Annotated in this window: 23 protein-coding genes; 12 read left to right on the forward strand and 11 right to left on the reverse strand. The window is 58.2% G+C overall.

Translation table 11 applies throughout. The features are described from left to right. Positions 1–12: 12 nt before the first annotated feature. The 3 genes from rpoD to JHL21_RS05055 form a co-directional block, all read right to left on the reverse strand. Complete coding sequence (rpoD, locus tag JHL21_RS05045; protein WP_169196448.1) at positions 13–2,067, reverse strand: RNA polymerase sigma factor RpoD; 2,055 nt, start codon at positions 2,065–2,067, stop codon at positions 13–15. Positions 2,068–2,259: 192 nt separating this feature from the next. After that, positions 2,260–4,206 carry a DNA primase gene (gene dnaG / locus JHL21_RS05050; protein ID WP_182394125.1) on the reverse strand — a complete coding sequence of 649 codons (1,947 nt, stop codon included), beginning with the start codon at positions 4,204–4,206 and terminating at the stop codon, positions 2,260–2,262. 191 nt (positions 4,207–4,397) lie between these two features. Continuing rightward, positions 4,398–4,958, reverse strand: a complete 561-nt coding sequence (locus JHL21_RS05055; protein ID WP_169196450.1) for a DUF308 domain-containing protein — start codon at positions 4,956–4,958, stop codon at positions 4,398–4,400. Between the two features lie 187 nt (positions 4,959–5,145). Here JHL21_RS05055 and JHL21_RS05060 point away from each other — a divergent pair, with 187 nt between their 5' ends. Next, complete coding sequence (locus JHL21_RS05060) at positions 5,146–6,333, forward strand: MFS transporter (RefSeq protein ID WP_200212181.1); 1,188 nt, start codon at positions 5,146–5,148, stop codon at positions 6,331–6,333. Between the two features lie 105 nt (positions 6,334–6,438). Beyond that, positions 6,439–7,581, forward strand: a complete 1,143-nt coding sequence (locus tag JHL21_RS05065) for a GGDEF domain-containing protein (protein ID WP_200212182.1) — start codon at positions 6,439–6,441, stop codon at positions 7,579–7,581. Here JHL21_RS05065 and JHL21_RS05070 read toward each other — a convergent pair whose 3' ends face one another. Next, on the reverse strand, positions 7,582–8,034 hold the full coding sequence (locus JHL21_RS05070; protein ID WP_200212183.1) for a GatB/YqeY domain-containing protein: 453 nt from the start codon (positions 8,032–8,034) through the stop codon (positions 7,582–7,584). Positions 8,035–8,224: 190 nt separating this feature from the next. On the opposite strand from JHL21_RS05070, the gene carA reads away from it, so the two are divergent. Beyond that, on the forward strand, positions 8,225–9,436 hold the full coding sequence (gene carA / locus JHL21_RS05075; RefSeq protein WP_182394129.1) for a glutamine-hydrolyzing carbamoyl-phosphate synthase small subunit: 1,212 nt from the start codon (positions 8,225–8,227) through the stop codon (positions 9,434–9,436). Positions 9,437–9,562: 126 nt separating this feature from the next. On the opposite strand, the gene JHL21_RS05080 is transcribed toward carA, so the two are convergent. The 3 genes from JHL21_RS05080 to JHL21_RS05090 all read right to left on the reverse strand — a co-directional run bounded on the left by JHL21_RS05080 (position 9,563) and on the right by JHL21_RS05090 (position 13,659). Then, positions 9,563–11,089, reverse strand: coding sequence for a glycosyltransferase family 32 protein (locus tag JHL21_RS05080; RefSeq protein ID WP_200212184.1), 1,527 nt, complete (start codon positions 11,087–11,089; stop codon positions 9,563–9,565). Between the two features lie 50 nt (positions 11,090–11,139). Then, entirely contained in the window at positions 11,140–12,081 is a 942-nt protein-coding gene (locus JHL21_RS05085; protein ID WP_182394131.1) for a neutral zinc metallopeptidase, read from the reverse strand. Positions 12,082–12,174: 93 nt separating this feature from the next. Beyond that, positions 12,175–13,659 (reverse strand): mannitol dehydrogenase family protein, encoded by a 1,485-nt coding sequence (locus JHL21_RS05090; protein WP_200212185.1) that lies wholly within the window; start codon positions 13,657–13,659, stop codon positions 12,175–12,177. Positions 13,660–13,790: 131 nt separating this feature from the next. Here JHL21_RS05090 and JHL21_RS05095 point away from each other — a divergent pair, with 131 nt between their 5' ends. From JHL21_RS05095 to JHL21_RS05115, 5 genes are all read left to right on the forward strand, one after another. Beyond that, complete coding sequence (locus JHL21_RS05095) at positions 13,791–14,699, forward strand: sugar kinase (protein ID WP_367948156.1); 909 nt, start codon at positions 13,791–13,793, stop codon at positions 14,697–14,699. 74 nt (positions 14,700–14,773) lie between these two features. Next, positions 14,774–15,106 (forward strand): type II toxin-antitoxin system PrlF family antitoxin, encoded by a 333-nt coding sequence (locus JHL21_RS05100; protein WP_200212189.1) that lies wholly within the window; start codon positions 14,774–14,776, stop codon positions 15,104–15,106. 1 nt (position 15,107) lies between these two features. Further along, positions 15,108–15,572, forward strand: coding sequence for a type II toxin-antitoxin system YhaV family toxin (locus JHL21_RS05105; RefSeq protein WP_200212191.1), 465 nt, complete (start codon positions 15,108–15,110; stop codon positions 15,570–15,572). A 62-nt stretch (positions 15,573–15,634) separates the two neighbouring features. Continuing rightward, the gene (locus JHL21_RS05110) at positions 15,635–16,615 is read left to right on the forward strand and encodes a ribonuclease (protein WP_200212193.1); all 981 of its coding nucleotides are present in this window, start codon (positions 15,635–15,637) and stop codon (positions 16,613–16,615) included. Between the two features lie 343 nt (positions 16,616–16,958). Beyond that, complete coding sequence (locus JHL21_RS05115) at positions 16,959–18,944, forward strand: bifunctional 2',3'-cyclic-nucleotide 2'-phosphodiesterase/3'-nucleotidase (protein WP_200212194.1); 1,986 nt, start codon at positions 16,959–16,961, stop codon at positions 18,942–18,944. Between the two features lie 32 nt (positions 18,945–18,976). Here JHL21_RS05115 and JHL21_RS05120 read toward each other — a convergent pair whose 3' ends face one another. Continuing rightward, complete coding sequence (locus JHL21_RS05120; protein ID WP_200212195.1) at positions 18,977–19,426, reverse strand: MarR family winged helix-turn-helix transcriptional regulator; 450 nt, start codon at positions 19,424–19,426, stop codon at positions 18,977–18,979. Between the two features lie 101 nt (positions 19,427–19,527). Between JHL21_RS05120 and JHL21_RS05125 the strand changes: the two genes are divergently transcribed. Beyond that, positions 19,528–19,959 (forward strand): organic hydroperoxide resistance protein, encoded by a 432-nt coding sequence (locus tag JHL21_RS05125; RefSeq protein ID WP_199530803.1) that lies wholly within the window; start codon positions 19,528–19,530, stop codon positions 19,957–19,959. A 37-nt stretch (positions 19,960–19,996) separates the two neighbouring features. On the opposite strand, the gene JHL21_RS05130 is transcribed toward JHL21_RS05125, so the two are convergent. The 3 genes from JHL21_RS05130 to yghU all read right to left on the reverse strand — a co-directional run bounded on the left by JHL21_RS05130 (position 19,997) and on the right by yghU (position 22,924). Then, positions 19,997–20,917: a flagellar motor protein MotB gene (locus JHL21_RS05130; protein ID WP_200212196.1), complete on the reverse strand. Its 921-nt coding sequence runs from the start codon at positions 20,915–20,917 to the stop codon at positions 19,997–19,999. Between the two features lie 24 nt (positions 20,918–20,941). Beyond that, positions 20,942–21,805 carry a flagellar motor stator protein MotA gene (gene motA / locus JHL21_RS05135; RefSeq protein ID WP_200212197.1) on the reverse strand — a complete coding sequence of 288 codons (864 nt, stop codon included), beginning with the start codon at positions 21,803–21,805 and terminating at the stop codon, positions 20,942–20,944. Positions 21,806–22,051: 246 nt separating this feature from the next. Further along, positions 22,052–22,924 carry a glutathione-dependent disulfide-bond oxidoreductase gene (gene yghU, locus JHL21_RS05140; RefSeq protein WP_200212198.1) on the reverse strand — a complete coding sequence of 291 codons (873 nt, stop codon included), beginning with the start codon at positions 22,922–22,924 and terminating at the stop codon, positions 22,052–22,054. Between the two features lie 99 nt (positions 22,925–23,023). On the opposite strand from yghU, the gene JHL21_RS05145 reads away from it, so the two are divergent. The 3 genes from JHL21_RS05145 to JHL21_RS05155 all read left to right on the forward strand — a co-directional run bounded on the left by JHL21_RS05145 (position 23,024) and on the right by JHL21_RS05155 (position 24,978). After that, on the forward strand, positions 23,024–24,139 hold the full coding sequence (locus tag JHL21_RS05145; RefSeq protein WP_200212199.1) for a class I SAM-dependent RNA methyltransferase: 1,116 nt from the start codon (positions 23,024–23,026) through the stop codon (positions 24,137–24,139). A gap of 78 nt (positions 24,140–24,217) precedes the next feature. Continuing rightward, positions 24,218–24,415: a CsbD family protein gene (locus JHL21_RS05150; RefSeq protein WP_169196469.1), complete on the forward strand. Its 198-nt coding sequence runs from the start codon at positions 24,218–24,220 to the stop codon at positions 24,413–24,415. A gap of 194 nt (positions 24,416–24,609) precedes the next feature. Beyond that, complete coding sequence (locus tag JHL21_RS05155; RefSeq protein ID WP_169196470.1) at positions 24,610–24,978, forward strand: response regulator; 369 nt, start codon at positions 24,610–24,612, stop codon at positions 24,976–24,978. Positions 24,979–25,003 lie beyond the last annotated feature (25 nt).

Genomic DNA, 25,003 nt, shown 5'->3' on the forward strand with positions numbered 1-25,003 from the left:
AGCGGAATGATCTCAGTTATCGAGGAAGCTCCGCAGCTTGCGCGAACGGCTCGGATGCTTGAGCTTACGCAGTGCCTTGGCCTCAATCTGACGAATACGTTCACGCGTAACCGAGAACTGCTGACCGACTTCTTCGAGCGTGTGGTCGGTGTTCATACCGATACCAAAACGCATACGCAGAACGCGTTCTTCACGCGGGGTGAGCGATGCCAGAACGCGCGTGGTGGTTTCACGCAGGTTCGACTGGATCGCCGCATCAATCGGCTGGATCGCATTCGAGTCCTGGATGAAATCGCCCAAGTTCGAATCTTCTTCGTCACCGATTGGCGTTTCGAGCGAGATTGGCTCTTTGGCGATCTTGAGGACCTTGCGGACCTTGTCGAGCGGCATCTGGAGCTTTTCGCTGAGCTCTTCTGGCGTCGGTTCGCGACCGATTTCGTGGAGCATCTGACGGCTGGTGCGAACGATCTTGTTGATCGTTTCGATCATGTGAACCGGAATACGGATCGTACGGGCCTGATCCGCGATCGAACGCGTGATCGCCTGACGGATCCACCAGGTCGCATAGGTCGAGAACTTGTAGCCGCGACGGTATTCGAACTTATCAACGGCCTTCATCAGACCGATGTTGCCTTCCTGAATAAGATCGAGGAACTGCAGACCGCGGTTGGTGTACTTCTTGGCAATCGAGATCACGAGGCGAAGGTTGGCTTCCACCATTTCCTTCTTGGCGATAGCCGCTTCGCGCTCACCCTTCTGAACCTTGTGCACGATACGGCGGTATTCAGCGATATCGAGACCAGTTTCAGTGGCCAGCGTAGCGATTTCCGTACGGATGTCGCCAATGGTACCAGCTTCACGGCGAGCGAACTCACCCCAGCCCTTACCGTCAAAGTTTTCGAGTTCCCATTCCCAGCTCGGATCGACTTCACGACCGTAGTACTTGTCGAGGAACTTCTCGCGCTTAACGCCATAGCTTTCAGCCAGACGCAGCAGGCGACCTTCCAAACGCACGAGGCGCTTGTTGATGTCGTAAAGCTGTTCAACCAGGCTTTCGATACGGCTCGCGTTCAGCGACAGCGACTTAACGTCGGCAATCACTTCGCCGCGCAGCACGCCCAGCTTGGTGTTTTCGTCAGCGGAAACAGCAATATTGCGGTCTTCGGCGTGACGATCCTGCATCTCACGCATCGCGCCATAGGCTTCTGCGATACGGTTGAAGGTTTCCACGACCTGCGGCTTGAGTTCTGCTTCCATCGCCGAAAGCGACAGTGCGTTATCAAATTCATCGTCGTCGTCTTCGACTGGGTCCTGCGGAGCTTCTGGCTCTTCTGGCACGTAATCGTCGTCTTCGCCCGAACCGGCCGAGCGACGTGGCGCAGGCTTAGCAGCAGGCTTAGGAGCCTCAACCACAGGCTTAGCAACAATCTGCACTTCCGGTGCAGCCTGCTTGGCGTCTGGGCCAGCATAGGTGGCTTCCAGATCGATAATGTCGCGCAGCAGAATTTCGCCCTGAGCGAGCTGATCGCGCCAAATAATAATCGCCTGGAAAGTCAGCGGGCTTTCGCAAAGCCCTTCGATCATGGTTTCGCGGCCAGCTTCAATGCGCTTGGCGATGGCGATTTCGCCCTCGCGGCTCAGAAGCTCAACCGAACCCATTTCACGCAGATACATACGCACCGGATCATCGGTACGGTCAGAACCGGCCTTGGCGTTGGACGTGTTGGCAACAGCGGTGCCAGCAGATGTGGCGACTTCCGTGCCGGTGTCGTCTTCGTCCTTCTCCACCTCGGTTTCTTCAACTTCGTCTTCGTCGACGACGTTGATGCCCATTTCCGAGAACATGGACATGAAATCTTCGATCTGCTCCGAGCTGACTTCTTCCGAAGGCAGTACGGCATTCAGCTCTTCATACGTGACGTAGCCACGCTTCTTGGCGACCTTGATCAGCTTTTTAACAGCTGCATCGTTTTGATCGATTAGCGGGCTGTCGTTGGATGTTTCCGGAGCCGCGCCTTCGGGCTTCTCGGTATCCTTAGTATTTTTGTTCGCTGCCTTGGTGGCCATCTGCTACTCCTCGGGACCGTTGGGCACGGAGGTCCCGGCTTTGTCTTAGGTGGTGACAACTCAAGACAAGGTAAAGGTTTGGTCACCAGACCGTTAACGGGGTGCCATACGCTGGTCCGCTATGGAGCATAGCAACGAGTGATTCGCCACAACGCAAAATCGCGCAATTCGCCCGTAATTAGAGAATGACCTCTAAAAACTGCGACTTGCGCGTCCAGATAGCGAACCAAACCCTTCAATCAATGCTTCAGTGCCATCGACAGTGGTAATCTGGTTCTTGATGTCCCGCAGCCGTTCAAAGGTTTCTTCGCTCGGGTCTTCGCCCAGCGCCGCTTCTGCTGCTTTGAGCTCTCTATTTAGCTCAACTTTCTTTTTATGCAAGGCCAAGGCGTGACTCAAACCGATTTCCGCGTCCGTTGCCGCGACCTCGGTATCGACTTGCCAGACCCCCTGAATTTTTAAAATCTCATTCATCCGGTACAACGCCGGACCATGCCCACGCACACCCAAAGCGGCCCGCAAATCTTCTGCAGAAATGTCGTGGTGGCGCACGACTAGCGCCAAAATGTCGCTCAAAACTTTCTGTGCAATAGTCGTCTCACAGTCAAATGCACCCAGCGCATCGAACTTGTCCTCGACCAGCGAGGGGTGATTGACCAGCGTCAGAATAATAGTGGCTTCACGCGGAGTAGCGTCGACAGCGGTCGCGCCACTGCGCACGAGGCGTGAGTTGCGCAGCGTATCAGAGACCACGAGCTTGGGCGTACCGCGTGATGGGAAACCATAGCCCCCGCTCTGACCATAGGCCGGCTTGCCACCACCACTCCAATTTCCCTGCCGCCCCTGCTGCCGAATTGGCGCAAAGAACGCTTTCAGTTTTTCCTCAAACGCCTGCGCGTAGTGGAAGCTGACATTGGAGTCCTGAATGGATTTCGCCCGATCACGAAGTCGTGCCTGCAAGGCCGCGCGCTCTTCCGGCGCCTCTGGCACAATCCCGCCAGTCTCAATGCTCCAGATCGTGTCGGAAAGGCTGCGTGCCTTGTCGATCACATCAGCAAAAGCACCCCGCCCCTGCGCCTTGATCAAATCGTCCGGGTCTTGCCCTTCAGGCAAGGTCGCGATTTTGACCGTTTTTCCGGGCTGCAAATGCGGCAGAACGATTTCGGCAGCGCGCTGCGCCGCCTTTTGCCCAGCCTTATCGCCGTCAAAGCACAAAACCGGCGCATCGCTCATGCGCCAGAGCAATTGCACATGCTCTTCGGTCAGCGCCGTACCGAGCGGCGCAACCGTGCCCTCAAAACCTGCTGACACCGCTGCGATAACGTCGAGATACCCCTCAACCACCACGACCGTCGCGCCTTCATAGGCCGCGCGCTTTGCTGTCTGACCGTTGTAGAGCGTCTGCCGCTTGGAAAAGAGCTGCGTTTCCGGCGAATTGAGATATTTCGCCGGCACATCTGCGCTCATCGCTCGACCACCAAAGGCGATTACCCGCCCTTTGAAATCGGTGATCGGGAACATCACGCGGTTGCGGAACCGGTCATAGGTCAACGGATCGCCATCACGACTTGTCACGAGGCCGGTATCGATCATCGCCTGCGCCGAAACCCCGTTCGCCGCCAGATGCTCTTTCAAGCCATTGCGACTGTCAGGAGCAAAGCCAATACGAAACCGGCTCTGGCTCGCGGCCGACACGCCGCGCTCAAACAGATAGCCCCGCGCTCTCGCGCCAATATTATGCGCCAGCGCCGCCTCGAAATACCGCGTCGCCAGCTCCATCACATCGATCAACGAACGTTGTGCAGCCTCGCGACGCTCTGTGCGCTCGTCGCGCGCCGGCATCGCAACACCAGCCATGCTGGCCAGTTTTTCGACGGCTTCGGGGAAGCTCATCCCCGTCTTTTCCGTGAGGAACCGGAAATGGTCCCCACTCACGCCACAGCCAAAGCAGTGATAGATCCCGCGACGATCGTCAGCGTGAAAACTTGGGCTCTTTTCGCCGTGGAACGGACAACAGGCCCACATATCGCCTTTGCCGGGCTGCGATTTCCGCTTATCCCAAAGCACGTGTTCGCCCACCACCTGCGTTATCGGCAGGCGCTGACGAATTTCATCCAAGAAATGATCGGAAAAGCGCATATAGAGTACTTAGGGTCTAACCCTCCGAAAGTCACGGCTCAGGATTTTGATTATACATGCGACCAATCCGCAAAACGCCAAAGCCCATGCTTGCCGCTTTAATCATCGGGCCCGTGCTGTGTGTTGTGCTGACGCTGTGGTTCGTCTGGACGCTCATCCCGGCCTAGCGGGACAAGCGCCCATTGTGTCGCTTAAGCCTTGCTCGCCTTGTAGAGCCGCCAAGCCCAGCCAAATAGGCCAATAGCGAAGGCGATCAACAAGACACCGCCCAACATAACGCTCACCACTGCCGTCAGCATCGGGAACAGCAGGAACACGAGCCCTAGGAGCACATAGGAAATCCCGGCCAACACCACGGGCCAAATTCGTGCGTAGCTATCGCGCTCGCGCACCACGACGACAATCTGCATTACCCCGACCACAATGGCGACCAAGCCCACCATGGTGGACATGAATGTCACGGTCAAAACCGTCGCCAGCAGCGGGCTGATCAGAATGACAATACCCAGCACCAGCGACGCCGCATTGGCCACAACGTCAAACCAATAATTGCCGCTCTTGCCGCCCCCGAAGGTCAGGCTCCACAGGCCAAGCGCACCGTCGATTAACAACAGCGCGCCACCAAAGAGCACCAAAACGGTCAGCGCCTCGGCAGGCACGAGCAGGGCATAAACGCCCCCAACAAACATCAAAAGACCCCGCAGCGCTGTAATCAAAGCGAAGCGGCGTTTGGTTTCGGACGACACAGGCATCGGCATTCCCCTCTTTGACGGCTCTGCTGCCGTCACCTAACTGCGACACCCACGTTACGCCCATTGTGCAGTGGCGCAAGAGCGCAAGCATCGGATGCCACGGGCTGACCAGCGGCGATTTAGCCGTTGCCCTTTGCCCCCGCACATGGGATGCAGCACCCGCCCCTCCCAAACCGGTCGCCTTTTTATGTCTGTGCCTCTCCTCGCGCTTTTCCTGACTGCTTTTGCTTTCGGCACAGCTGAATTCGTTATTGCCGGCCTTCTCCCCGAAGTCGCCCTCGGCCTGGATGTCTCCGTTCCCGTCGCGGGCTATCTCATTTCCGGTTACGCCAGCGGCATTGCCGTCCTTGGTCCGCTGCTGACGCTGGCGACCAAGAGGTTCAATCGCAAGACCACAGTCGTTGTGCTCGGCGCACTCTTTGCCGTGGGTCAGGCGCTCTGCGCCATCGCGCCCAATTTTGAATTGCTCATGGCGGCCCGCGTCTTCGTCTCGGCGCTCCATGGCGCATTCTTCGGCATGGCCTTCGTAATTTCCACCGGTCTGGTGCCGCCCGAGCGTCGCGGCTTTGCCGTTGCGCTTGTTCTCTCCGGCCTCACCGTTTCCAATGTCATCGGTGTGCCGCTGGGCACGGCCATTGGTCAGCTGTTCGATTGGCGCGCGACGTTCTGGGCTGTCGGTGCTCTCGGCCTTATCGCTTCAATTGTCATCGCCGTTTTCCTGCCCAAGACTGCGGGTTCTGAATCAACCCAGTCTAGCTTTGCCCGCGAATTCAAGGCACTCGGCCGTCAGCAGGTCTATCTGGGCCTCGCCATCGCGACCTTGGTGATGCTGGCCCAATACGCCGTCTTCACCTACATCGCCCCGCTTTATCTCGAAGTGACCCGCCTCGAGGAAGAAATGGTTCCGATCATGCTGCTGATCTACGGTGTCGGGGCCACCATTGGCGTGTTTCTGGGCGGGCGTTTGGCCGATTGGAACCTCGGCAAGTCCATTGTCCTCGTTCTTGCCGGTCAAGTGCTGCTGTTCGGGTCGCTCTATTTTGTGGCGCCCTACCCGCTCGCCATGGGCATCACCACCTTCATCTGGGGCGGCGTCAACTTTGCCTTTGGCTCACCCTTGCAGTCGCGCATGCTCCTCTGGGCCAATGACGCGCCAAACCTGACCTCGTCACTCATCCCAACCGGCTTTAACGTCGGCATAGCTGTGGGCGCGATCCTATCGGCCAATCTGCTTGAGCAAGGCATGGGCTATCACAACTTGCCTTGGGTCGGCACGGTCGTCATCACCGTCGCGCTTCTGCTCGCCATCATTTCTGTGGTCTGGGAAGCCAAGAGCACGGCCACCCCGCCGACAGCGCCAAACACCGAAATTTAGTCACCGCGCGTAAAATGCTGACCGCTTAGCAAAAATTTTGGTCTGTTTAGGAAGTTTGCTGTATACCCCCCGCCATTCCCAGAAGGGATGCCGGGGGGCACATTTATGGAAATCGATACTCTTCGGCTAGCAATTGCTATTGCCAGCCTGTCGTTTGTGGCCGCTCTGTTAATCGGCTGGCTCAACGTGAAGCGCGAGAGTTTTCTGATCCACGGAGCCATCGGCACCATCGCCATTGTCATTGCCCTATTGATCATGGGCTTTCAGGGCGAGAGTTTTGTTCCGGAACGAAAAATCCTGCCCTATGTGCTGATCCTCTTCGGCATCGCCAGCACCTATTCCTGCACACGCCGCTTTCGTAATGCCAAGAGCTCCATCATCACCCCACTCGTGTTGGGTGCAGTGGCCAGCATCCTAACCGTCACCCCGATGTTGTTCGGGTTGTCCGCCCTGCTCTTCTTGGGGTTCAACACCTTCAGCGGCATCCTCTTGCTGCTCTGCGCTTATGAGAGTTGGCAGGCTCGCCAAGAGGCCAATGGCCAACTCATGGCAATTACGTTCCTCTACGCCCTCGTGGGGGCCTCTTACCTATTCTGCAGCTTCTTTATTCTGCTCGATTGGCAATGGACCATCACGGTCATGCCAGACAATATAGCGGAAGCCTTTAACGCCGTTCTGTCTCTCATCGGCCTGACCTTGATCGGCGCGCTCACGCTTACGCTGCACTACGCCCGCGCCTCCCGTCATCACAAGCTCATGGCCGATACGGACGCACTGACCGGCGCCTTTAATCGCCGCGCGCTCTTTGAGCGCTTCCCAGAAGACTCCAAGGTTCCGGGCACGAGCGTCATCATGCTCGATCTCGATCACTTCAAGCAGATCAACGATCACTTCGGCCATGCCCATGGCGACACAGTGCTGCGCCAATTCACCAATGTCCTACGCGACTGCCTGCGCCCAGCCGATCTCATCTCTCGCCTTGGCGGCGAAGAGTTTTGTGTCGTCGTGACAGGTCTCGACAAATCAAGCGCAGAGTCGATCGCCGATCGGATCCGTCTGGCTTATGCGGGCTTACGCATTCCCATCAATGCCGCGGGACAGTCTTCAACTGTCAGCGCAGGCCTGGCAATCGTTGGGCCGGGTGAAGCCTTTTCGGCCGCCCTACGCCGCGCCGATGCCGCGCTATATGAAGCAAAGCGATCCGGACGCAATCAGGTCCAGATCGCTTCACTCAGATTGGTGGCGTGATTAAGCCGAAAGGCTCGAGCGAACCTGGCCGCTGACCTTACCAAAATCGATTCGGCCCGGGTAATCGGCGCGCAACTGGGCGATAACCTTGCCCATGTCCTTTGGCCCTTCAGCCCCTACGGCAGAAATTGCTGCTGTAATTGCCGCAGCGACTTCTTCTTCGGTCAAAGGCTTGGGCAGGAACTCATTGAGAATATCAATTTCTTCCTTCTCGACGGTGGCGAGATCGGCGCGACCGGCGCCAACATAGATCGCAAAGCTCTCTTCGCGCTGCTTCACCATCTTCTGAATAATGCCCAAAACCTCGTCATTCGTGGCTGGACCCTTGCCATCACCGCGATTTGCAATGTCGCGGTCTTGCACCGCCGCATTGATTGCGCGCAATGTTGCTGTGCGGCGCTGATCACGGGCTTTAAGAGCCTGTTTCAGACCCTCGCTGATGTCTTCGCGCATGTGGTTTTGGCTCCTTGCTATGCAAAATCTTGCCCCCATATAGGCATTAAAGCGCAGCTACGCCACTTGCGTTGATCGCTTTGGCCTTCTAAGGAAAGGCCTCAACCGACATCTTCACTGCGCGACCCGCTAGGCCCCAAGCTTAGGTCCTTGTCGCGCGACCGTATAAACCGAGCCTTGGAGACCCAAAGTGACCGGCTGGCAAAACACACCCGCGACCGCAGTTCTAATTCTGGCTGATGGCACGCGACTTGAAGGCCAGGGCATCGGCGCCGTCGGTCATTCGGCAGGCGAAGTTTGCTTCAACACCGCCATGACCGGCTATCAGGAAGTCCTCACCGACCCGTCCTACGCTGGCCAGATCATCACCTTCACCTTCCCACACATCGGCAATGTCGGCACCAACGACGAAGACATTGAAACCGTTAACATGGCTGCCCTCTCCGGTATTCGTGGCGTTGTGCTCAAGGCCGACATCACCAATCCATCGAACTATCGCGCCGCTGAAAAGCTCGACGCATGGCTCAAGAAGCGTAACATCGTCGGCATCACCGGCATCGATACCCGCGCCCTCACTGCGTTGATCCGTGAAAACGGCATGCCGAACGGCGTGATCGCGCACGAACCATCGGGCATTTTCGACGAAGCCTCGATCAAGGCCGAACTCAACGCCTTCCCGGGTCTTGAAGGTCTCGACCTTGCCAAGGAAGTTACCACGGCTCAGACCTATCACTGGGACGAAGCCAGCTGGGAATGGAACAAGGGCTACAGCGCCCTTGAAAACCCAGACTTCCACGTCGTCGCCATCGACTTCGGTGCCAAGCGCAACATCCTGCGCTGCCTCGTTGATCAGGGTGCCAAGGTTACTGTTGTTCCGGCCACAGCAACCGCAGCGGACGTGCTTGCGCACAATCCAGACGCAGTGTTCCTGTCGAACGGCCCTGGCGATCCGGCAGCGACTGGCGTTTACGCTGTTCCAACCATTCAGAAGCTGATGGAATCCGGCAAGCCAATGTTCGGCATCTGCCTAGGTCACCAGCTGCTCGGTCTGGCTCTTGGCGGCACCACATCCAAGATGCATCAGGGCCACCACGGCGCGAACCATCCTGTGAAGGACCTCACCACTGGTAAGGTCGAAATCACCTCGATGAACCACGGCTTTGCTGTGGACGCCGAAAGCCTGCCTGCTGGGGTCACCCAGACCCACATCTCGCTGTTCGACAACACCAATGCTGGCCTTGCGGTTGATGGCAAGCCGATCTTCTCGGTTCAGTACCACCCAGAAGCCTCCCCAGGCCCACAGGACAGCCACTACCTCTTCACGCGCTTCCTCAACCATGTCCGCAAGCAAAAGGGCATGGCCGAGCTCCCAGAGCACCAAGCTCCCGGCGCAGCAGCGTAAGACACGAAAAAAGAAAAACCCGGCTCTGGCCGGGTTTTTTGTATCAAGCGTCAGGTGCCGCCAAGTTCTCGAACCAGTCTCCCCCTACCACGGGGAGGTTAGGTGGGGGTATTCGCGTAACCCTGATTACCGCCCCGTCACCGCCGTAACATTGGGCAGTGCTGCCACATCAAAGCCCGCATCACGCGCTGCAATCGCCAGCCCTGCCGCATCGCGGTGGAACTTCACCGGCTCCACCGCAAACCGAACACCGGCTGCAATCACATCCGCGCGCACGAACACCACATCAGCGCCAACAATCGTCACCGGCGCGACATCAAGCGGGCGCAGATCGACTAATGGCAATCCCCCGGGATGGCTCATACGTCGAAACGCGTTTTCGCGCGCCCCACCACGATAGAGCCCCTTAAAGACGCTATCGCTATACAACAGCGTATCCTCATTGCGGCTCTCACCCGTCGGCGAAACCACATCGAGCGTCACAACGCCCTTGTCCGCGCCCACAAGCGCCTCTACAGCGCCCGCAGCCAATTCCACCAGCCTGCCATCTAGGATCAGGCAGTGCTTACTTCCCGCAGCGACCAACATCGCATTGTGCTGTTGAGCCGCGCCCTCGGTTGCCGGGAACACTTCAAAGCCAAATCCGTCCGCTGCCAGCTTGGCGCTCACCGCGCCGATCACTTCTGGCGTGCCGCCAAACAGCCCAAAGCTCAGCTTTGCCCGATCATAAGTGATCGACGTCAACACCGTGCCAATAGCGTCCCCGCCCTGCCCCAGATCGACCGCCACGAAAACCTCAGGCCAGTCGGTAAACCGAGCAAACTCTTGCTTATGGAAAATCCGACGCGTCGCCGTAAACTTCGTCTGCGCAATCTGCGGATTGGTCTGACGGCGCCACCACCATTGGATCTTGTTTGGCACCTTCCAGAATTCTGGGCCCTTATAGAAAAAGGGCATGAACCAGCTGTTGCGCCAGAGGTGCGAGACGAGCGTCGGCTTTCCCCGACCGATCACGGTGAACTCAGCTTCCACAGCGTCCGCATAAGCGTCCGACATTGGCGCGAACGTGCCATGTCCCGATTGCGGGCTCCACCGATCCGGCAGCAGCACATCTGGCCGCTCGTCCTTGGGCGCTCGCAGCGCCACGCCATTGACGAGACGCGGCCCCGTCGCATCCACCACGTCATTGCTGGCCGCACAGCGCGCCATCGCGCCCATGCAGCGTTCCCAGAACTTGTGCCCCGGCACCGAGCCCATAAACGCGTTGCACAGCACAAACGGCATGCCGCGATACAGCCCGTCGTTCTCCTCGACATGGCGTTCCGGCTCCGCGCCGACGAAACACTCTGTGTCCTCGATCAGCTCATCAATCCGCGCCTTGGGCAGCACATCGAGATCGGCATAGATCCCGCCCTCATGATGCAGCACGAAAAAGCGCCACGCATCGGCGCGGAAAATCCCCGAACGATAGCCATCATAAGTGGAGAGGTGTTCCGGATAATGCTCGGCAATCAGCGCCCGGCAATCCGCATCGTCCCAGAGCTTTAGCTCAAAATCGGGGTGCGTTCGCTGCCATTCATCCCAAGTGCGCTGCGCAAACTTCGTCAGAGTTTTGGTCTTCCACGTAAAGTGTACGACTTTAGGGATGCTCATAAGAAAAAGGCCCGGGCAAAAAACTATGCCCGGACCTATAAATCACAAACTTAGACGTTGCCAGTAAACGTATCGCAGGCGCCGGGATCGCCGGTTTCATATCCACGCTGGAACCAGTCTTTACGCTGCGCCGACGTGCCGTGGTTGAACGTCTTAGGCACGGCAAAGCCCTGCATCCGCTTTTGCAGCGTATCGTCGCCAATCTGATTGGCCGCGTTCAGCGCTTCGTCTATGTCCCCGCCTTCGAGCAGGTTCTGCTGCCCAGCGTGGTTCGCCCAAACACCTGCATAGCAGTCTGCCTGCAACTCAACGCGCACCGAATAGGCATTGGCCTGTTCCTGGCTCATGCTCGCCCGGCGCTGGTTAAACTGCGGCAGAACGCCGGTTAGGTTCTGAACGTGGTGACCCACTTCATGCGCCAACACATAGGCCTGCGCAAAGTCGCCCGGCGCACCGAACTTGCGGTGCAGCTCGTCATAAAAGCTCAGGTCAATGTAAACCTTGCTATCCGCCGGGCAATAGAATGGGCCAACCGAGGAGTCCGCTGCGCCACAGCCCGTGCTCACCGCATTGGTGAACAGCACAACATTTGGCTCAGGATAATCCTCGCCGATTTTGGCGAATTCTGCGTTCCAGAGGTCCTCGGTTTCCCGAACCACAACAGCGACGAAATCGGCAAGTTCATCTTCGCCCTCAGCCGGCAATTGGCGAGAACTCGATGCCGAAGGCGCAAAATTCGAACCTGCCCCGCTGCCGCCTGCGAGCATATCAAGCGGGTTCTGCCCCGTGGCAAACCAGATAATGCCCAGCACGACGACAATGCCGATCAGACCGGAAATCCCGCCTTTGCCACCACCGCCGCCGCCGCCACCCATAGGGATGCGAAAGCCGCCACGCTGGCCTTGTCCAAAGCCACCGCCCAGTCCACCGCCGCCACGTTGACCGCGTAGGTCCTGCACATTGGAGCTGCGCTCCCTCCCACGCCACTTCATGTCGCGCCTCTCAAAAATTCTTTCAACACAGATGAAAAGTAAAAAAGCGCGGGTGAAGTTCCCGCGCCTTTCGCATTCGCTCTGCTTCTGTCGCTATTCCTGCGCCGACAGTTGATAATTGGCAACGGTTTCATGCGCCCCGTCTTGCCAGAAGCTCCACAATTGCTCGAGCACAGCGTTGCGGAACACCTCATTATCGATGAGATCGGTGCCGAAGATCGACTGGATCGACACCAGCCCGTTGAAATAGGCTTCCGGGTCTTCGCCTGCGTCTGCCGCTATAGCGAGCAGTTTCAGCGCCAACGGATCCCGCACGTCGATCTCATTGCCCTCTTCGTCGATCGCCATCACATAGCGCATCCACGCCGCGACGCCCAAAGCCAGACGATCAATGCTCTGCCCCGCCGCGAGGCGATCCCGGATCGTCCCCAGCAAGCGCTGCGGCAGCTTCTGCGAGCCGTCCATAGCAATCTGCCAAGTGCGGTGCTTCAGCGCCGGATTGGCAAAACGCGCCAGCAACTGATCGCGATACGCTTCCAGATCAACACCGGGCATGTCGAGGGTCGGTATGACTTCTTCCGTCATCAACCCATGCACCAGCTCGCGGTAGTCTTCGTCGCCAACCACTTCAGCGATATACTCATAGCCACCGAGATAACCGGCATAGGCCATGGTCGAGTGCGAGCCATTGAGCATGCGCAGTTTCATATGCTCGAACGGCTCAACGTCCTGCACCAGCTGCGCCCCAACCTCTTCAAACGCCGGACGCCCACTTGGGAAATTGTCTTCAATCACCCATTGGGTAAACGGCTCGGTCATGATCGGCCACGCGTCTTCCGCCCCGATCAGGCTCGCAACCTCTTCGCGATCCGCATTGGTGGTGGACGGCACAATGCGATCAACCATGGTCGATGGGAAAGCAACGCCCTTCACCCATTCGCCCAGTTCCGCATCGCGCTTGGCCGCAAATGCTGTGACGATGCGCTTGGCCGTCTGCCCATTGTTCGGCAGATTATCACAACTCATCACGGTAAAAGGCGCGATCCCCGCGGCCTTGCGGCGCGCTAGCGCTTCCACCAGCATCCCCGGCGCAGATTTCGGCGCGCCCGGGTTGCTCAGATCGTGCTGAATATCGGCGTGGTTCAGGTCCAGCTCACCCGTCGAAGGCTCGTAGCAATAGCCCTTTTCTGTCACCGTCAGCGACACGATACGAACGTCAGGGCTCGCCATCAGATCGAGCAGCGCGTCGCGCTCAGTATTGGCGTCCATCACCTTAAGAATCGAGCCGATCACGCGCGGATGTGTCCCCTCCGCGTCGCGCACAGCAATCGTATAGAGCCCGTCTTGCGGCTCCAAAGCGTCCTTGGTGTCAGGGCGACGCAAGCTCGCGCCAATAATGCCCCAACTCGGGTCCTTGCTCAGCAGATCGTCGACATAAACCGCCATATGCGCGCGATGGAACGCACCAATGCCCAGATGTACGATCCCCGCCGTCACCGCGCTGCGGTCATAATTCGGAACGGTAATGCCTGCCGCCAAAGTCGACACGGTCTTCTGATTGAGGCGTTGCTTGCTCAAATCGATCTCCTCATATCCACACCATCTTGTATGGAAGTTTGACGCAGGTTAGGAGCCTGTTTAATGATCCCATCTTGCTCGCGCAAGACCGCACCTGCATAAGCGAGCAAAGACATTTGGAGGGAATGGCAGTGTCGCAGCGTATCGTATCCATCGGTGAGTGCATGATCGAGATGAGCGGCGGCGAAGATCGCAGCTATCGCCTTGGCTATGCTGGCGACACACTCAACTCCGCTTGGTACCTCCGCGCCCTCCTCCCCGACGCTTGGAAGGTCGATTATGTCACCGCTCTGGGGGCTGACAAATACTCCGGCGACATTCGTAACTTCCTCCAAACCAACAACATTGGCACCGATCATATCCAGACCATCCCGGCCCGCCGCCCCGGTCTCTATATGATCCACCAGGAAGCAGGCGATCGTCACTTCACCTATTGGCGCGACATGTCTGCGGCTAAACTTCTTGCCGACGATAAATCCGCCCTCGCCGCTGCCGTTGAATGCGCAGACCTTGTCTATTTCTCCGGCATCACCCTTGCCATTCTGGCCCCCAAGGCTCGCGGCCGCCTCCTCGGCGCTATCGTAAAAGCGCGCGACAATGGCGCCAAAATCGCCTTTGACACCAATCTGCGCCCCGCTCTCTGGTCGTCGCCCCGCGTCATGGCCTCTGTGCTCACTGCTGCCGCCAGCCTTTGCGATATTGTCCTGCCCACCCACACCGACGAAGCCCCCCTCTTCGGCGACGCGACAGTGGACGACACCGCCAACCGTTATCTCGAGCTCGGCGTTGAAGAAGTCGTCGTCAAAGACGGCTCCAAAGAAGCCCTCATCGCCACCGCCACCGAGCGCGTCCGCATGGCCCCGCCCCCTGCCGCATCCGTGGTCGACGCCACCGGCGCTGGCGACAGTTTTAACGGCGCCTATCTCGCCGCGCGCCTGCAAGGCAAATCCATCACCGAAGCCGCTCAGGCCGCCCACCGCACCGCAGGCATCGTCATCGGCCACAAAGGCGCACTCGTCGATCCAGCTTTAGTGCGCTGACGAACCCATGTAGTCGCAATATTGCAAAGGTAAGGAATTTCCATTACCTTTTGCATTCCATGAGAGGTTGCGTGATGACATCGGTTCTCAAAGAAGAAAGCACCATCACCGCCAAGGGCCAAACCACAGTACCAAAATCGGTGCGTCAGGCCTTGGGCGTCGATTACGGTGGCCGCATCACCTTCACCGTTGATGCGCAGCGCCGTGTCATTGTCGAAAAAGTTGAGGACGAGGCTGCAGACCCGGTCGTCGGCAGCTTCCTCAATTTCCTCGCTCAAGACATGGCGGCCAATCCCCAACGATCCATCGTCCCCCTGACGCCAGAATTGCGCTCTCGGGTTGCCGCGCTGGTAGACGACCTTGAAAGCGATCCAGGCGAGACAATCGACGGCGAGACGGTGCTTTAGCATGCTCACAGTCAACGGCTGGACCCTGCTCGCCCATCCGCTGTTTGTTCAACAAATCGAAAAGCTCACCGCGGCCGTTCAGGTCCTGAAGGCCAAAAAGCCCGACACCTACGCGCAAAACGCCAATACCAAGCTTCTCGCGGCGCTTTATCGGTTAGCCTTCGAAATCATACCTTCTGATCCGACCGTCACCGTCTACAGGCAAGGGGCAACACTGGGACCGGACTACAAGCATTGGTTCCGCGCCAAGTTCGGTGGCGGACGGTTCCGACTGTTCTTCCGCTACGATACTGCGTCCAAAATCATCATATACGCTTGGGTGAATGACGAGAATTCCTTGCGCACATACGGGTCCAAGACCGACGCCTATCACGTCTTTAAATCCATGCTAGACGGTGGCACCCCGCCCGATGATTGGCCCGCGCTTCTTTCTCAAGCGCAGCCAATCGATGTCGACGAAGCCTAGTCCAACTTTGCATTTCCGCGACAATTTCCGTTAGACTGACCAAGTACTATCCGAGGACCACCATGCTGCGCAGATTGACCACTCTTGCCTTTGCCTTGATCTGCGCTCCAGCCTACGCGGAAGTCCCACTCTCGGGCACATTCACCGCCGCCGAAGCCTGCCCAGCATTTCAATCGATCAGCCGCGAAACCAATCCCGGCAACATCACCACTCAGGCTGGCACGCAGTATGAGCTGCTCGCAGGCAACCGGACCCCGCCGACCCATGTGCGTGTTCGCGTCCCCGGAGCGCAGCCCGATTTGCGCTGGGTGAGCATCGCGTGCGGCTCCTCTCCGGCCCTCACGGGCGAAGCCCCCAGTCAGCCAACGCGCAATGCCGCATCAGCGCCCAAGCAACACTATATTCTCGCCGCCAACTGGCAGCCGGCCTTCTGCGAAACCGCACCGCGCAAAACCGAGTGCCGCAATCAGCGCCCCAATAGCTTTGAGGCGACCAACTTCACCCTGCACGGCCTCTGGCCACAGCCCAAAGATGCAGAGTATTGCGACGTCTCCAATCGCGACCGCTACGCCAGCCAGGACGGTCGTTGGCGCGATCTGCCGCAACTTGACCTCACCATCGCCCAACGTCGGGAACTCGACGTCGTCATGCCCGGCAGTGCCTCAGGGCTTGATCGCCACGAGTGGGTCAAACACGGCACCTGCTATGATGGGACCCAGCGCGACTATATCGACGCCTCGCTCTTTCTTATGCAGGCCCTCAACGATTCCGAAGTGGCGCATCTCTTTTCGGAAAGCATTGGCCGCCGCGTCGCCATTGATCAGGTCCGTGCCGCATTTGATGCCAGCTTTGGCCGTGGTGCGGGCGAACGTGTCGCCATGGATTGCGAGACCGATGGCAACCGCACCATCATCACCGAACTGCGGATCGCGCTTGCGGGCGAGATCACCTCACCAGACGATTTCGCCGATCTCGTGCGCGCAGGCACGCCGCAACGCCACACCTGCCGCTCTGGCCACGTCGACGCGGTCGGACTGCAATAAGCCCAGACCCGAGATTTGTGATCGCGCCGCCCCGTGGCGTGATCCGCCCTGTTCGCCCGGCGCACTAACCCACTGTCAGACCGTAGTTTTATTCCCTTCACGCGCATTTAGGCGTGTATCAGACACACCCTAATGCATTGATTTTTCACGCCAATTTTATCTCCTCATTTGCTTTGACCAAGCGATCAAAACCGTCCTACGCTCCTCACGTCGTCGTCATTGCCGTGTCACAGCACGCCGCCATGAAGAGACCACGCTAGGAAAACTGGCGCACAATGACCGGTCGAAAAGCCGGGTTCGGGAGCACGCCCCCGCACAAGCATTGGTCAGAGGAGAGGTAAGCATGAATTTCTTCCCGAGCATTTCCCGCCGTGCGTTTCTCGCCGGCTCCGCCAGTGTCGGGGTCGCAGTCGCCCTGCATCCCTTCGCGGTCTTCGCGCAGGCCAATCAGGCCCATCTGCGCATCATCGAAACCACCGATATTCACGTCGCCATCCTGCCGTACGACTATTACGCCGATGGGGCCAATGACACGATGGGCCTCGCTCGCACCGCGACAATCATCGAGAACATCCGCGCCGAAGCGGGCAATGCCGTGCTCTTTGACAATGGCGATCTGATCCAGGGCAATCCGATGGGCGATTACATGGCGTATGAAAAGGGCCTCAATCAGGGGGATACTCACCCCGCCATCAATGCCCTCAACACCCTGGGCTATGACGCTGCCACTCTGGGCAATCACGAATTCAATTACGGCCTCGAATACATGGACCGCGCGCTCGCGGGCGCAAAATTCCCCTATGTTTCGGCCAATGTCGTGCGTGGCGTAGATCTGGGCGAAGACCCAACCGACGACGACACCTATATCGCGCCCTATAAAATCATCGAGAAAACTCTCCTTGATGGCTCGGGCGCTGAACACACGATCAAAATCGGCGTCATCGGCTTCGTCCCCCCGCAAATCCTCACTTGGGATTCAACCCATTTGACCGACAAGGTTGTCGTCCGCGACATGGTCGAAACCGCCCAAGCTTGGGTGCCAAAAATCCGCGAAGAAGGCGCTGATATTGTCGTCGCCCTCGCCCACACTGGCATCGAAGCTGGCCCCCATGTCCCCGGCATGGAAAACGCCGCGCTCCAACTGGCCGCCGTTGACGGCATCGACGTTGTCCTCACTGGCCACCACCACCGTGTCTTCCCTGGCAAGGACTACGAAGGCATCGAGGGCGTCGACACCGTGGCAGGCACACTCAACGGCAAGCCAGCCGTCATGCCGGGTTTCTGGGGCAGTCACATGGGTCTGGTTGATCTGCTGCTCGAAGTCGATGGGAGTGGCAAATGGACCATCGCCTCGCACACCTCCGAAGCCCGCCCGATTGTCGAACGCATCGACAATAAGAACGTCCCAACAGTCGATTCTCTCCCGGCCGTTGAAGCTGCTGTCGCCACCGAACATCAGGAAACGCTGGACTATATCCGTCGTCCGGTCGGCGAAACCTCAGCCCCGCTCCATTCCTATTTCGCCCTCGTCGCCGACGACCCATCCATTCAGATCGTCACACAGGCTCAATCTTGGTATCTGACCCAGATGATGATTGGCACCGAATGGGAAATGCTGCCCATCCTCTCCGCCGGTGCGCCGTTCAAAGCTGGCGGCCGTGGTGGTCCGGATTACTACACCGACGTGCCCGTCGGCCCGGTGGCGATCAAAAACGTCGCTGACCTTTACCTCTATCCCAACACCATCCAAGCCGTTCTGATCACCGGTGCGGACGTGAAAAACTGGCTTGAACGCTCAGCGGGCATTTTTAACCAGATCGAGAAAGGCGCGACCGACGCCCAACTGATCAACCCCGCCTTCCCGTCCTATAATTATGACGTTATCGACGGGGTCACCTATAAGATCGATCTCACCCAGCCGTCGAAATATGCCGCGGATGGCGGTGCGCTCGAAAACCCCGACGCCAACCGTATCATCGATCTGCAATTTGATGGGCAGCCCATCGATCCGGCGCAGCAATTCATCGTCGTCACCAATAACTATCGCGCTGGCGGCGGCGGCGGTTTCCCCGGCATTGGCCCGGACAAAATCATCTTCATCGGCCCCGATACCAATCGCGACATCATCGTGCGCTACATTATCGAGCAGGGCACCATCGACCCCAAGGCCGACAGCAATTGGTCCCTCGCCCCAATCGGCGACACCACTGTGCTCTTTGCCACCGGCCCAAAAGCCGCCGACAAAGTGGCCGATGTCACTGCCGTAAAAATCGAAGCAACCGGCGATACCGATGAGGCCGGTTTCGGCATCTATCGCATCGCGCTCTAAACGGTTCTGGGGGAGAGGCTCCGGCCTCTCTCCTACTTTTCTGCCAGCGCCGCATCCAAGCGCTCGCGCAAGGCCAATAGCTCAGCCCGCATCGCCGAAATATCGTCCATCGCCAATCCTGTGCCCTTGGCCACGGCCAGCGGCACCGCCAAAGCCTTAGCTTTCAGCCCCTGCCCCTCCTCGGTCAGCCCTATGCGCACCTGCCGCTCGTCGCCCGCATCACGCTTTCGCGTCACCAGCCCCCGCGCTTCGAGCCGCTTTAACAAGGGCGTTATTGTGCCACTATCGAGGAACAATCTCTCCCCGAGCGCCTTGACGGTGATGTCGTCCTTTTCCCAAAGCACCAGCAAGGCGAGGTACTGCGGATAGGTCAGCTCCAAGGCATCCAGCCTCGGCTTGTAAAACCGCGTAAAGGCATGACCCGCCGCATAGACGGCGAAACACAGCATATTGTCGATCGTCGGCATGGTCTCGTCAGCCATCGCCCTACCTTCGCTAAGTTGCAAAAACAGCCTACATAAAAAATAGATTGCGCGCAATTGAATTGCGCACTATGAATCATCCATCTTCAAGGAGAACTGTCATGAGCATCAAATCTGCAGTCTACACCGCCCACGCCCACACCACTGGCGGCCGCACTGGCACCAGCAAGACCGACGATGGCCGCCTAGAAGTTACTCTCGATACGCCCAAGGCCATGGGCGGCAATGACGGCCCGGGCACCAATCCCGAACAGCTGTTTGCCGCTGGCTACTCCGCATGCTTCCTCGGCGCGCTCAAGGCTGTTGCCCGCGCTGAAAAGGTGAAAATCCCAGACGAAACCACCATCGACGCGTCCGTCTCCTTCGGCGAAAACGCCAAGGGCATTGGCTACAATATCGCCGTCGCGCTCAAGGTCAGCATCCCAGGCTTTGATCACGCCGAGGCCGAAGCTCTCGTGGAAAAGGCCCACCAGGTCTGCCCTTATTCCAATGCCACCCGTGGCAATGTCGACGTCACCCTGACGGTCGCCTAAAACAAAAAAGGCGGTGTCCGTGGACACCGCCTTTTCTTTATGGCGTGAGGCCCACCGGAACCGGTGGCGCTTGGTGCAGAACGGTAATTCTCACCCGTTCATTAGCAGCCATATAGGGGTCATTGGGGAAGAACGGATCGTCCATCGACCGGCCAATCACCGACTTTACCCGATCATCGCTCAAACCAAACTCGCTCAAAATCGAGCGCGTGACATTGGCGCGATCCGCCGACAGCTCCCAAGGTCCATAGCGCGGGTTATCAAAACGACCACCTGCCGCCGTATGGCCTGAAACAGACACCTGCGCATTGAGCCCCTGCAAAATCGGCGCAATCACCGAGATCGCCAGACGTGTTGGCTCCACCGGATACTTCGAGCCTTCGGGGAACATCCGCGCCCCCTGCTGCTCGACGATCTGGATATCCAAGCCTTCTTCAGTCTCTTCAACCAGCAGATTGTCTGCAAATGGGGTCAGCTCCGGCAGAGACTGCCAGGCCTGCTTGATGCTCGCCGCAGCGCTGTGGAACGAACGATCTTCCGTCGCCCGCATCGATTCCGCGCTTTCAGCAGTTTCAGCGTTTTCTTCGCCCTGGCTACGATCGGGTCCACCAGAATTCACGTCAGCCGTGTTCTGAGCCGAACCCGTTGGGCTCGACAGCGAACTCAGCGACACTTCTTCAACCGAACCCGACATCATATTGCCATCGCGTGCCATCGCCGTACCGCCCAGCACACCACCCGCCCCGCTCATGGTTTCGCTGACAGAAGCGGGCGCGAAATAGTTCGCCAGCCCTTCCTTCTGCTCAGGCGTGGTCATGCTGATCAGCCACATCAACAGGAAGAAGGCCATCATCGCCGTCACAAAGTCGGCATAGGCAATCTTCCAAGCACCACCATGGTGGGCGTGTTTGTGTTTCTTGACCTTCTTAATGATGATCGGTCGTTCTAAGTCCGCCATTCTGGCTTCTCCTCTCCGCCGACCTTAGCTGGTCGCCGGCAGGTTAGCCGTGGACGCTTCAACTTCGTTGAAGGTCGGACGAACTTCACTCATCAGCGCCTTACGGGCAAATTCAATCGCCATCACCGGCGGCTGACCATTGATATGAGCCAGCATACCAACCTTGAGCGACAGGAAGTACTTGCCTTCCGACTCATAGGTCGCGCGCAGGGACTGGGTGAACGGGGCGAAGAAGCCATAAGCAACGAACACGCCGAAGAAGGTACCAACCAGCGCGCCGCCGATCAGGTGACCCAAAACTTCTGGCGGCTCGGTAATCGCACCCATGGTCTTGATCACGCCCAAAACGGCGGCAACGATCCCGAGAGCTGGTGTACCATCGGCCAATGCCTGCATCGCAGTCACATTGCGCTCTTGTTCCTGATGGTGGGTTTCCAGTTCCTCATCCATCAACGCTTCAATTTCGTGCACATTGTTTGCGCCCATCGTCACCATGCGCATGTAGTCACACACGAACTGCACAGCGTGATGGTTCTTGGCAAAGGTTGGGAAGGCGTTGAAGAGCGTGGAATTGTGCGGGTCTTCAATATGAGACTCGATGCCCAGAATGCCCTTCTGCTGGACAATCTTATACATGGCATACTGCATGCCCAGCAGTTCCAGATACGCGGTCTTGTCGTATTTCGGGCCCTTAAACAGCGAGCCAAACATGCCCGGCACGGCCTTCAACACAGGCGCGCCGTTGGCAATGACAAATGCGCCGATCGCTGCACCAAGAATGATCACATATTCCCAAGGCTGCCAGAGCACCGCAATGTAACCACCCATCATGTGATAACTGCCGAGAACACAGGCGAAAACGATGATGGTTCCCAAGATAAGACGCATGGAGGTGACCGACCTAATACATTACGACACGAGCGACAAAAAACGGCGCAACCGCTTAGCGCGTAAGGATATTGCCTCGTATTGACTTAACGGGGGGTGTACTTCTCGCCGCAACACGCCGCTAACGCCGCGGCAAATTGCAAAAAAATTGGTGCAAAAACGCAAACTCGGCGTACTGCGTAAACGCTGTGCAAACAAAAACCCCCGCCGAAGCGAGGGTTCGATGACCTTGATATTCCAGTCGCGTTAGATTGTGCCGCGCTCTTTGCGGATAGCCAAAACGCGGTCAATGTCCGCTGCAGAGTGGCGCTCGGCCAGCATTTCATCTTCCGGACCCCAAGCAGTGTTCACGCAGCGCCCGCGCTTGACCGGCTCGCGTGCGTCGATCTCTTTGGCCCAGCGGATAACATTGGTGTAGGTGCCCACATCCAAAAATTCGCCGGCATTGTAAGACCGGTTCAACACCATGCCGCCATACCAAGGGAAAATGGCGATATCGGCGATCGAATAGTCCTCGCCCGCGATGAACTTGTTCTTGGCCAACTGCTTATCGAGCACGTCGAGCTGGCGCTTGGTCTCCATCGCATAGCGATTGATCGGATACTCCAGCTTTACCGGTGCATAGGCATAGAAATGCCCGAACCCGCCGCCAACAAAAGGCGCACTGCCCATCTGCCACATCAGCCAGTTCATCACTTGCGCGCGTTTAGCTGGGTCCTTTGGGTAAAACGCCCCAAACTTTTCTGCCAGATGCACGAGGATAGACCCGCTCTCAAACAGAGCGATGGGCTCCGCGCCTGAGTAGTCCCACATCGCCGGGATCTTGCTGTTGGGGTTGACCTCAACAAAGCCCGAACCGAACTGATCACCCTTGCCGATGTTAATCAGCCAGGCGTCATATTCCGCGTCATGCCCCGCCGCCAGCAGCTCTTCGAGCATGATGGAGACCTTCTGACCATTTGGCGTCGCGAGCGAGTGGAGCTGGAACTTGTGCTCCCCGCGCGGCAAGACAGCATCATGGGTCGCGCCCGCCGTTGGGCGATTGGTGCTGGCGAACGCCCCACCATTGCTTTGATCCCACTTCCAAACTTTTGGCGGCACATATTCTGCATCAGACATGGCGTAACTCGGCTAAAAGAACTGACACAACTATATCGTCATTTACCGATGAAGCAATGTCCCATTGCTCTTAGCCGCACTCCCCGGTAATTCACCAGCATGACCACCTCCCTCCTTGAAATCTATCTCGTCGCCACGCCGGGCCTTGAAGCCCCACTTGCTCAAGAAGCTGTGCAAGCGGGCTTTACTGACGCCAAAGTCACTGATGGCGGCGTTACTTTCATGGGGACGTGGGGCGATGTTTGGCGCGCCAATCTGACCCTGCGCGGTGCCACCCGCGTGCTGGTGCGCCTCACCAATTTCCGCGCCATGCATTTGGCGCAGCTCGATAAGCGCTCACGCAAACTCCCTTGGGCCGAATGGCTCAAGCCGAATGTTCCCATCACAGTTGAAGCCAGCTGCCAGCGTTCGCGCATCTATCACGCCGGAGCCGCCGCCCAGCGCGTCGCCACCGCGATAACGGAAACCATCGGCACGCCCATCGCCGAAGAGGCCACTCTTCGCATCATGGTCCGCATTGAAGACGATCTTGTCACCATCAGCGTCGATACCACCGGCGAGTCCCTGCACAAGCGCGGCTTCAAGGAAGCGGTCAACAAGGCCCCGATGCGCGAAACCATGGCCGCCATGTTCCTGCGCCAATGTGGCTTCGACGGTTCCGAGCCAATCCTTGATCCTATGTGCGGCTCGGGCACCTTCCCGATTGAAGCCGCAGAAATCGCCGCTGGTCTCCTGCCCGGTCGCGCCCGTTCCTTCGCCTTTGAACAGCTGCCGGGTTTCAAGCCAAAGGCTTGGGCCGAGCTGCGCGCTGCCGTCCCGCCGAGCAAGACGACCGATATCCGTTTTTACGGCTCCGACCGTGATGCGGGTGCCATCCGTATGGCTGGAGAGAATGCCGAACGCTCCAGCGTTTCAGCCCTCACGGTATTCGAGCAAAAGAACATCGAAGACCTCGCGCCGCCGTGCGAGCAGCCTGGATTGATCATCGTTAATCCGCCCTATGGAAGCCGCATTGGCCAAAAGGGCCCGCTGATCGCCGTCCACAAAACCCTCGGCACCGTGCTGAAGACCCGCTTCAAGGGCTGGCGCGTCGGCATTATCACCGCCGATAAGCAGCTCGCCCAGGCCACCGGTCTTAAATTTGCACCACAATTGCCCACCGTGCTGCACGGCGGCATCCGCGTCGCCCTCTATCGCACCGCGCCACTAACATAAGCCAATACGCCGCCCCTACGGAACGCACGGCCCCCTCGTCCATTGGGCACCCATCGCAACTCTCTAAGGAGAATGAAGATGGACTGGAACCGTATCGAAGGTGGCTGGAAGCAGTTTGCTGGCAAGGCCAAGGAACAGTGGGGCAAGCTCACTGACGACGACATCGCCCAGATCAACGGCAACCGTGAACAGCTCGAAGGTAAGCTTCAAGAGCGTTACGGGAAAACCAAAGACGAACTCCGCAAGGAAGTCGATGATTGGTCCAGCCGCTTCTAAGCGCTCAAACCCCTCCCTCCGGAGGGGTTTTCTTTTTGTGGGCAAGCACAGGGGTCAGCGAGCGACCCGCTCACTCCGTAAAATTTGAACCAAATGCTAACCATAATCTCAAGCTTGCCCGATCTCGGCGCAACCATCGTCCACCCAAGCCCTTGAATGCGCAGCGTCACCCTTCACCACCTAGGTCCTGACCCATGAGCCCACTCAAGCGCCTCCTCGTCGTCGAAGACGATGCCTTACTGCTTCTATTCCTGATCGACGATCTCGCCGAACGCGGCTTGGAAGCCGTTGCCGCCAGCAGCGCCCGCACGGGTGCCCGTCGCATGGCTGAAAACATCGACGCGCTCATCACTGATATCGAACTGGGCGACGGCCCCAATGGCTTGGCCCTGGCCCGCCTCGCGTCCCAATATCGCCCCGGCCTGCCCATCGTGATTGTCTCGGGTGGCGTAACGCCCAAGCCCGAGGACCTCCCCAAGGGCGCAATCTTTATTCCAAAACCCTACAGCATCGACCGGATACTCTCCGCTTTGGAAAAGCAGCGCGTCACCCGCGCCGCCTAAACACAGCAAAGTCAGAGCGCAGCAC

The organism is Devosia sp. WQ 349K1 (genome assembly GCF_016595685.1).
Taxonomy (GTDB): Bacteria; Pseudomonadota; Alphaproteobacteria; order Rhizobiales; family Devosiaceae; genus Devosia.

Coding starts and splice junctions, on each gene's coding strand:
- rpoD (WP_169196448.1), bottom strand. CDS start 2,067: ATGGCCACCAAGGCAGCGAACAAAAATACTAAGGATACCGAGAAGCCC.
- dnaG (WP_182394125.1), bottom strand. CDS start 4,206: ATGCGCTTTTCCGATCATTTCTTGGATGAAATTCGTCAGCGCCTGCCG.
- JHL21_RS05055 (WP_169196450.1), bottom strand. CDS start 4,958: ATGCCTGTGTCGTCCGAAACCAAACGCCGCTTCGCTTTGATTACAGCG.
- JHL21_RS05060 (WP_200212181.1), top strand. CDS start 5,146: ATGTCTGTGCCTCTCCTCGCGCTTTTCCTGACTGCTTTTGCTTTCGGC.
- JHL21_RS05065 (WP_200212182.1), top strand. CDS start 6,439: ATGGAAATCGATACTCTTCGGCTAGCAATTGCTATTGCCAGCCTGTCG.
- JHL21_RS05070 (WP_200212183.1), bottom strand. CDS start 8,034: ATGCGCGAAGACATCAGCGAGGGTCTGAAACAGGCTCTTAAAGCCCGT.
- JHL21_RS05080 (WP_200212184.1), bottom strand. CDS start 11,089: ATGAGCATCCCTAAAGTCGTACACTTTACGTGGAAGACCAAAACTCTG.
- JHL21_RS05085 (WP_182394131.1), bottom strand. CDS start 12,081: ATGAAGTGGCGTGGGAGGGAGCGCAGCTCCAATGTGCAGGACCTACGC.
- JHL21_RS05100 (WP_200212189.1), top strand. CDS start 14,774: ATGACATCGGTTCTCAAAGAAGAAAGCACCATCACCGCCAAGGGCCAA.
- JHL21_RS05105 (WP_200212191.1), top strand. CDS start 15,108: ATGCTCACAGTCAACGGCTGGACCCTGCTCGCCCATCCGCTGTTTGTT.
- JHL21_RS05110 (WP_200212193.1), top strand. CDS start 15,635: ATGCTGCGCAGATTGACCACTCTTGCCTTTGCCTTGATCTGCGCTCCA.
- JHL21_RS05115 (WP_200212194.1), top strand. CDS start 16,959: ATGAATTTCTTCCCGAGCATTTCCCGCCGTGCGTTTCTCGCCGGCTCC.
- JHL21_RS05120 (WP_200212195.1), bottom strand. CDS start 19,426: ATGGCTGACGAGACCATGCCGACGATCGACAATATGCTGTGTTTCGCC.
- JHL21_RS05125 (WP_199530803.1), top strand. CDS start 19,528: ATGAGCATCAAATCTGCAGTCTACACCGCCCACGCCCACACCACTGGC.
- JHL21_RS05130 (WP_200212196.1), bottom strand. CDS start 20,917: ATGGCGGACTTAGAACGACCGATCATCATTAAGAAGGTCAAGAAACAC.
- motA (WP_200212197.1), bottom strand. CDS start 21,805: ATGCGTCTTATCTTGGGAACCATCATCGTTTTCGCCTGTGTTCTCGGC.
- yghU (WP_200212198.1), bottom strand. CDS start 22,924: ATGTCTGATGCAGAATATGTGCCGCCAAAAGTTTGGAAGTGGGATCAA.
- JHL21_RS05145 (WP_200212199.1), top strand. CDS start 23,024: ATGACCACCTCCCTCCTTGAAATCTATCTCGTCGCCACGCCGGGCCTT.
- JHL21_RS05150 (WP_169196469.1), top strand. CDS start 24,218: ATGGACTGGAACCGTATCGAAGGTGGCTGGAAGCAGTTTGCTGGCAAG.
- JHL21_RS05155 (WP_169196470.1), top strand. CDS start 24,610: ATGAGCCCACTCAAGCGCCTCCTCGTCGTCGAAGACGATGCCTTACTG.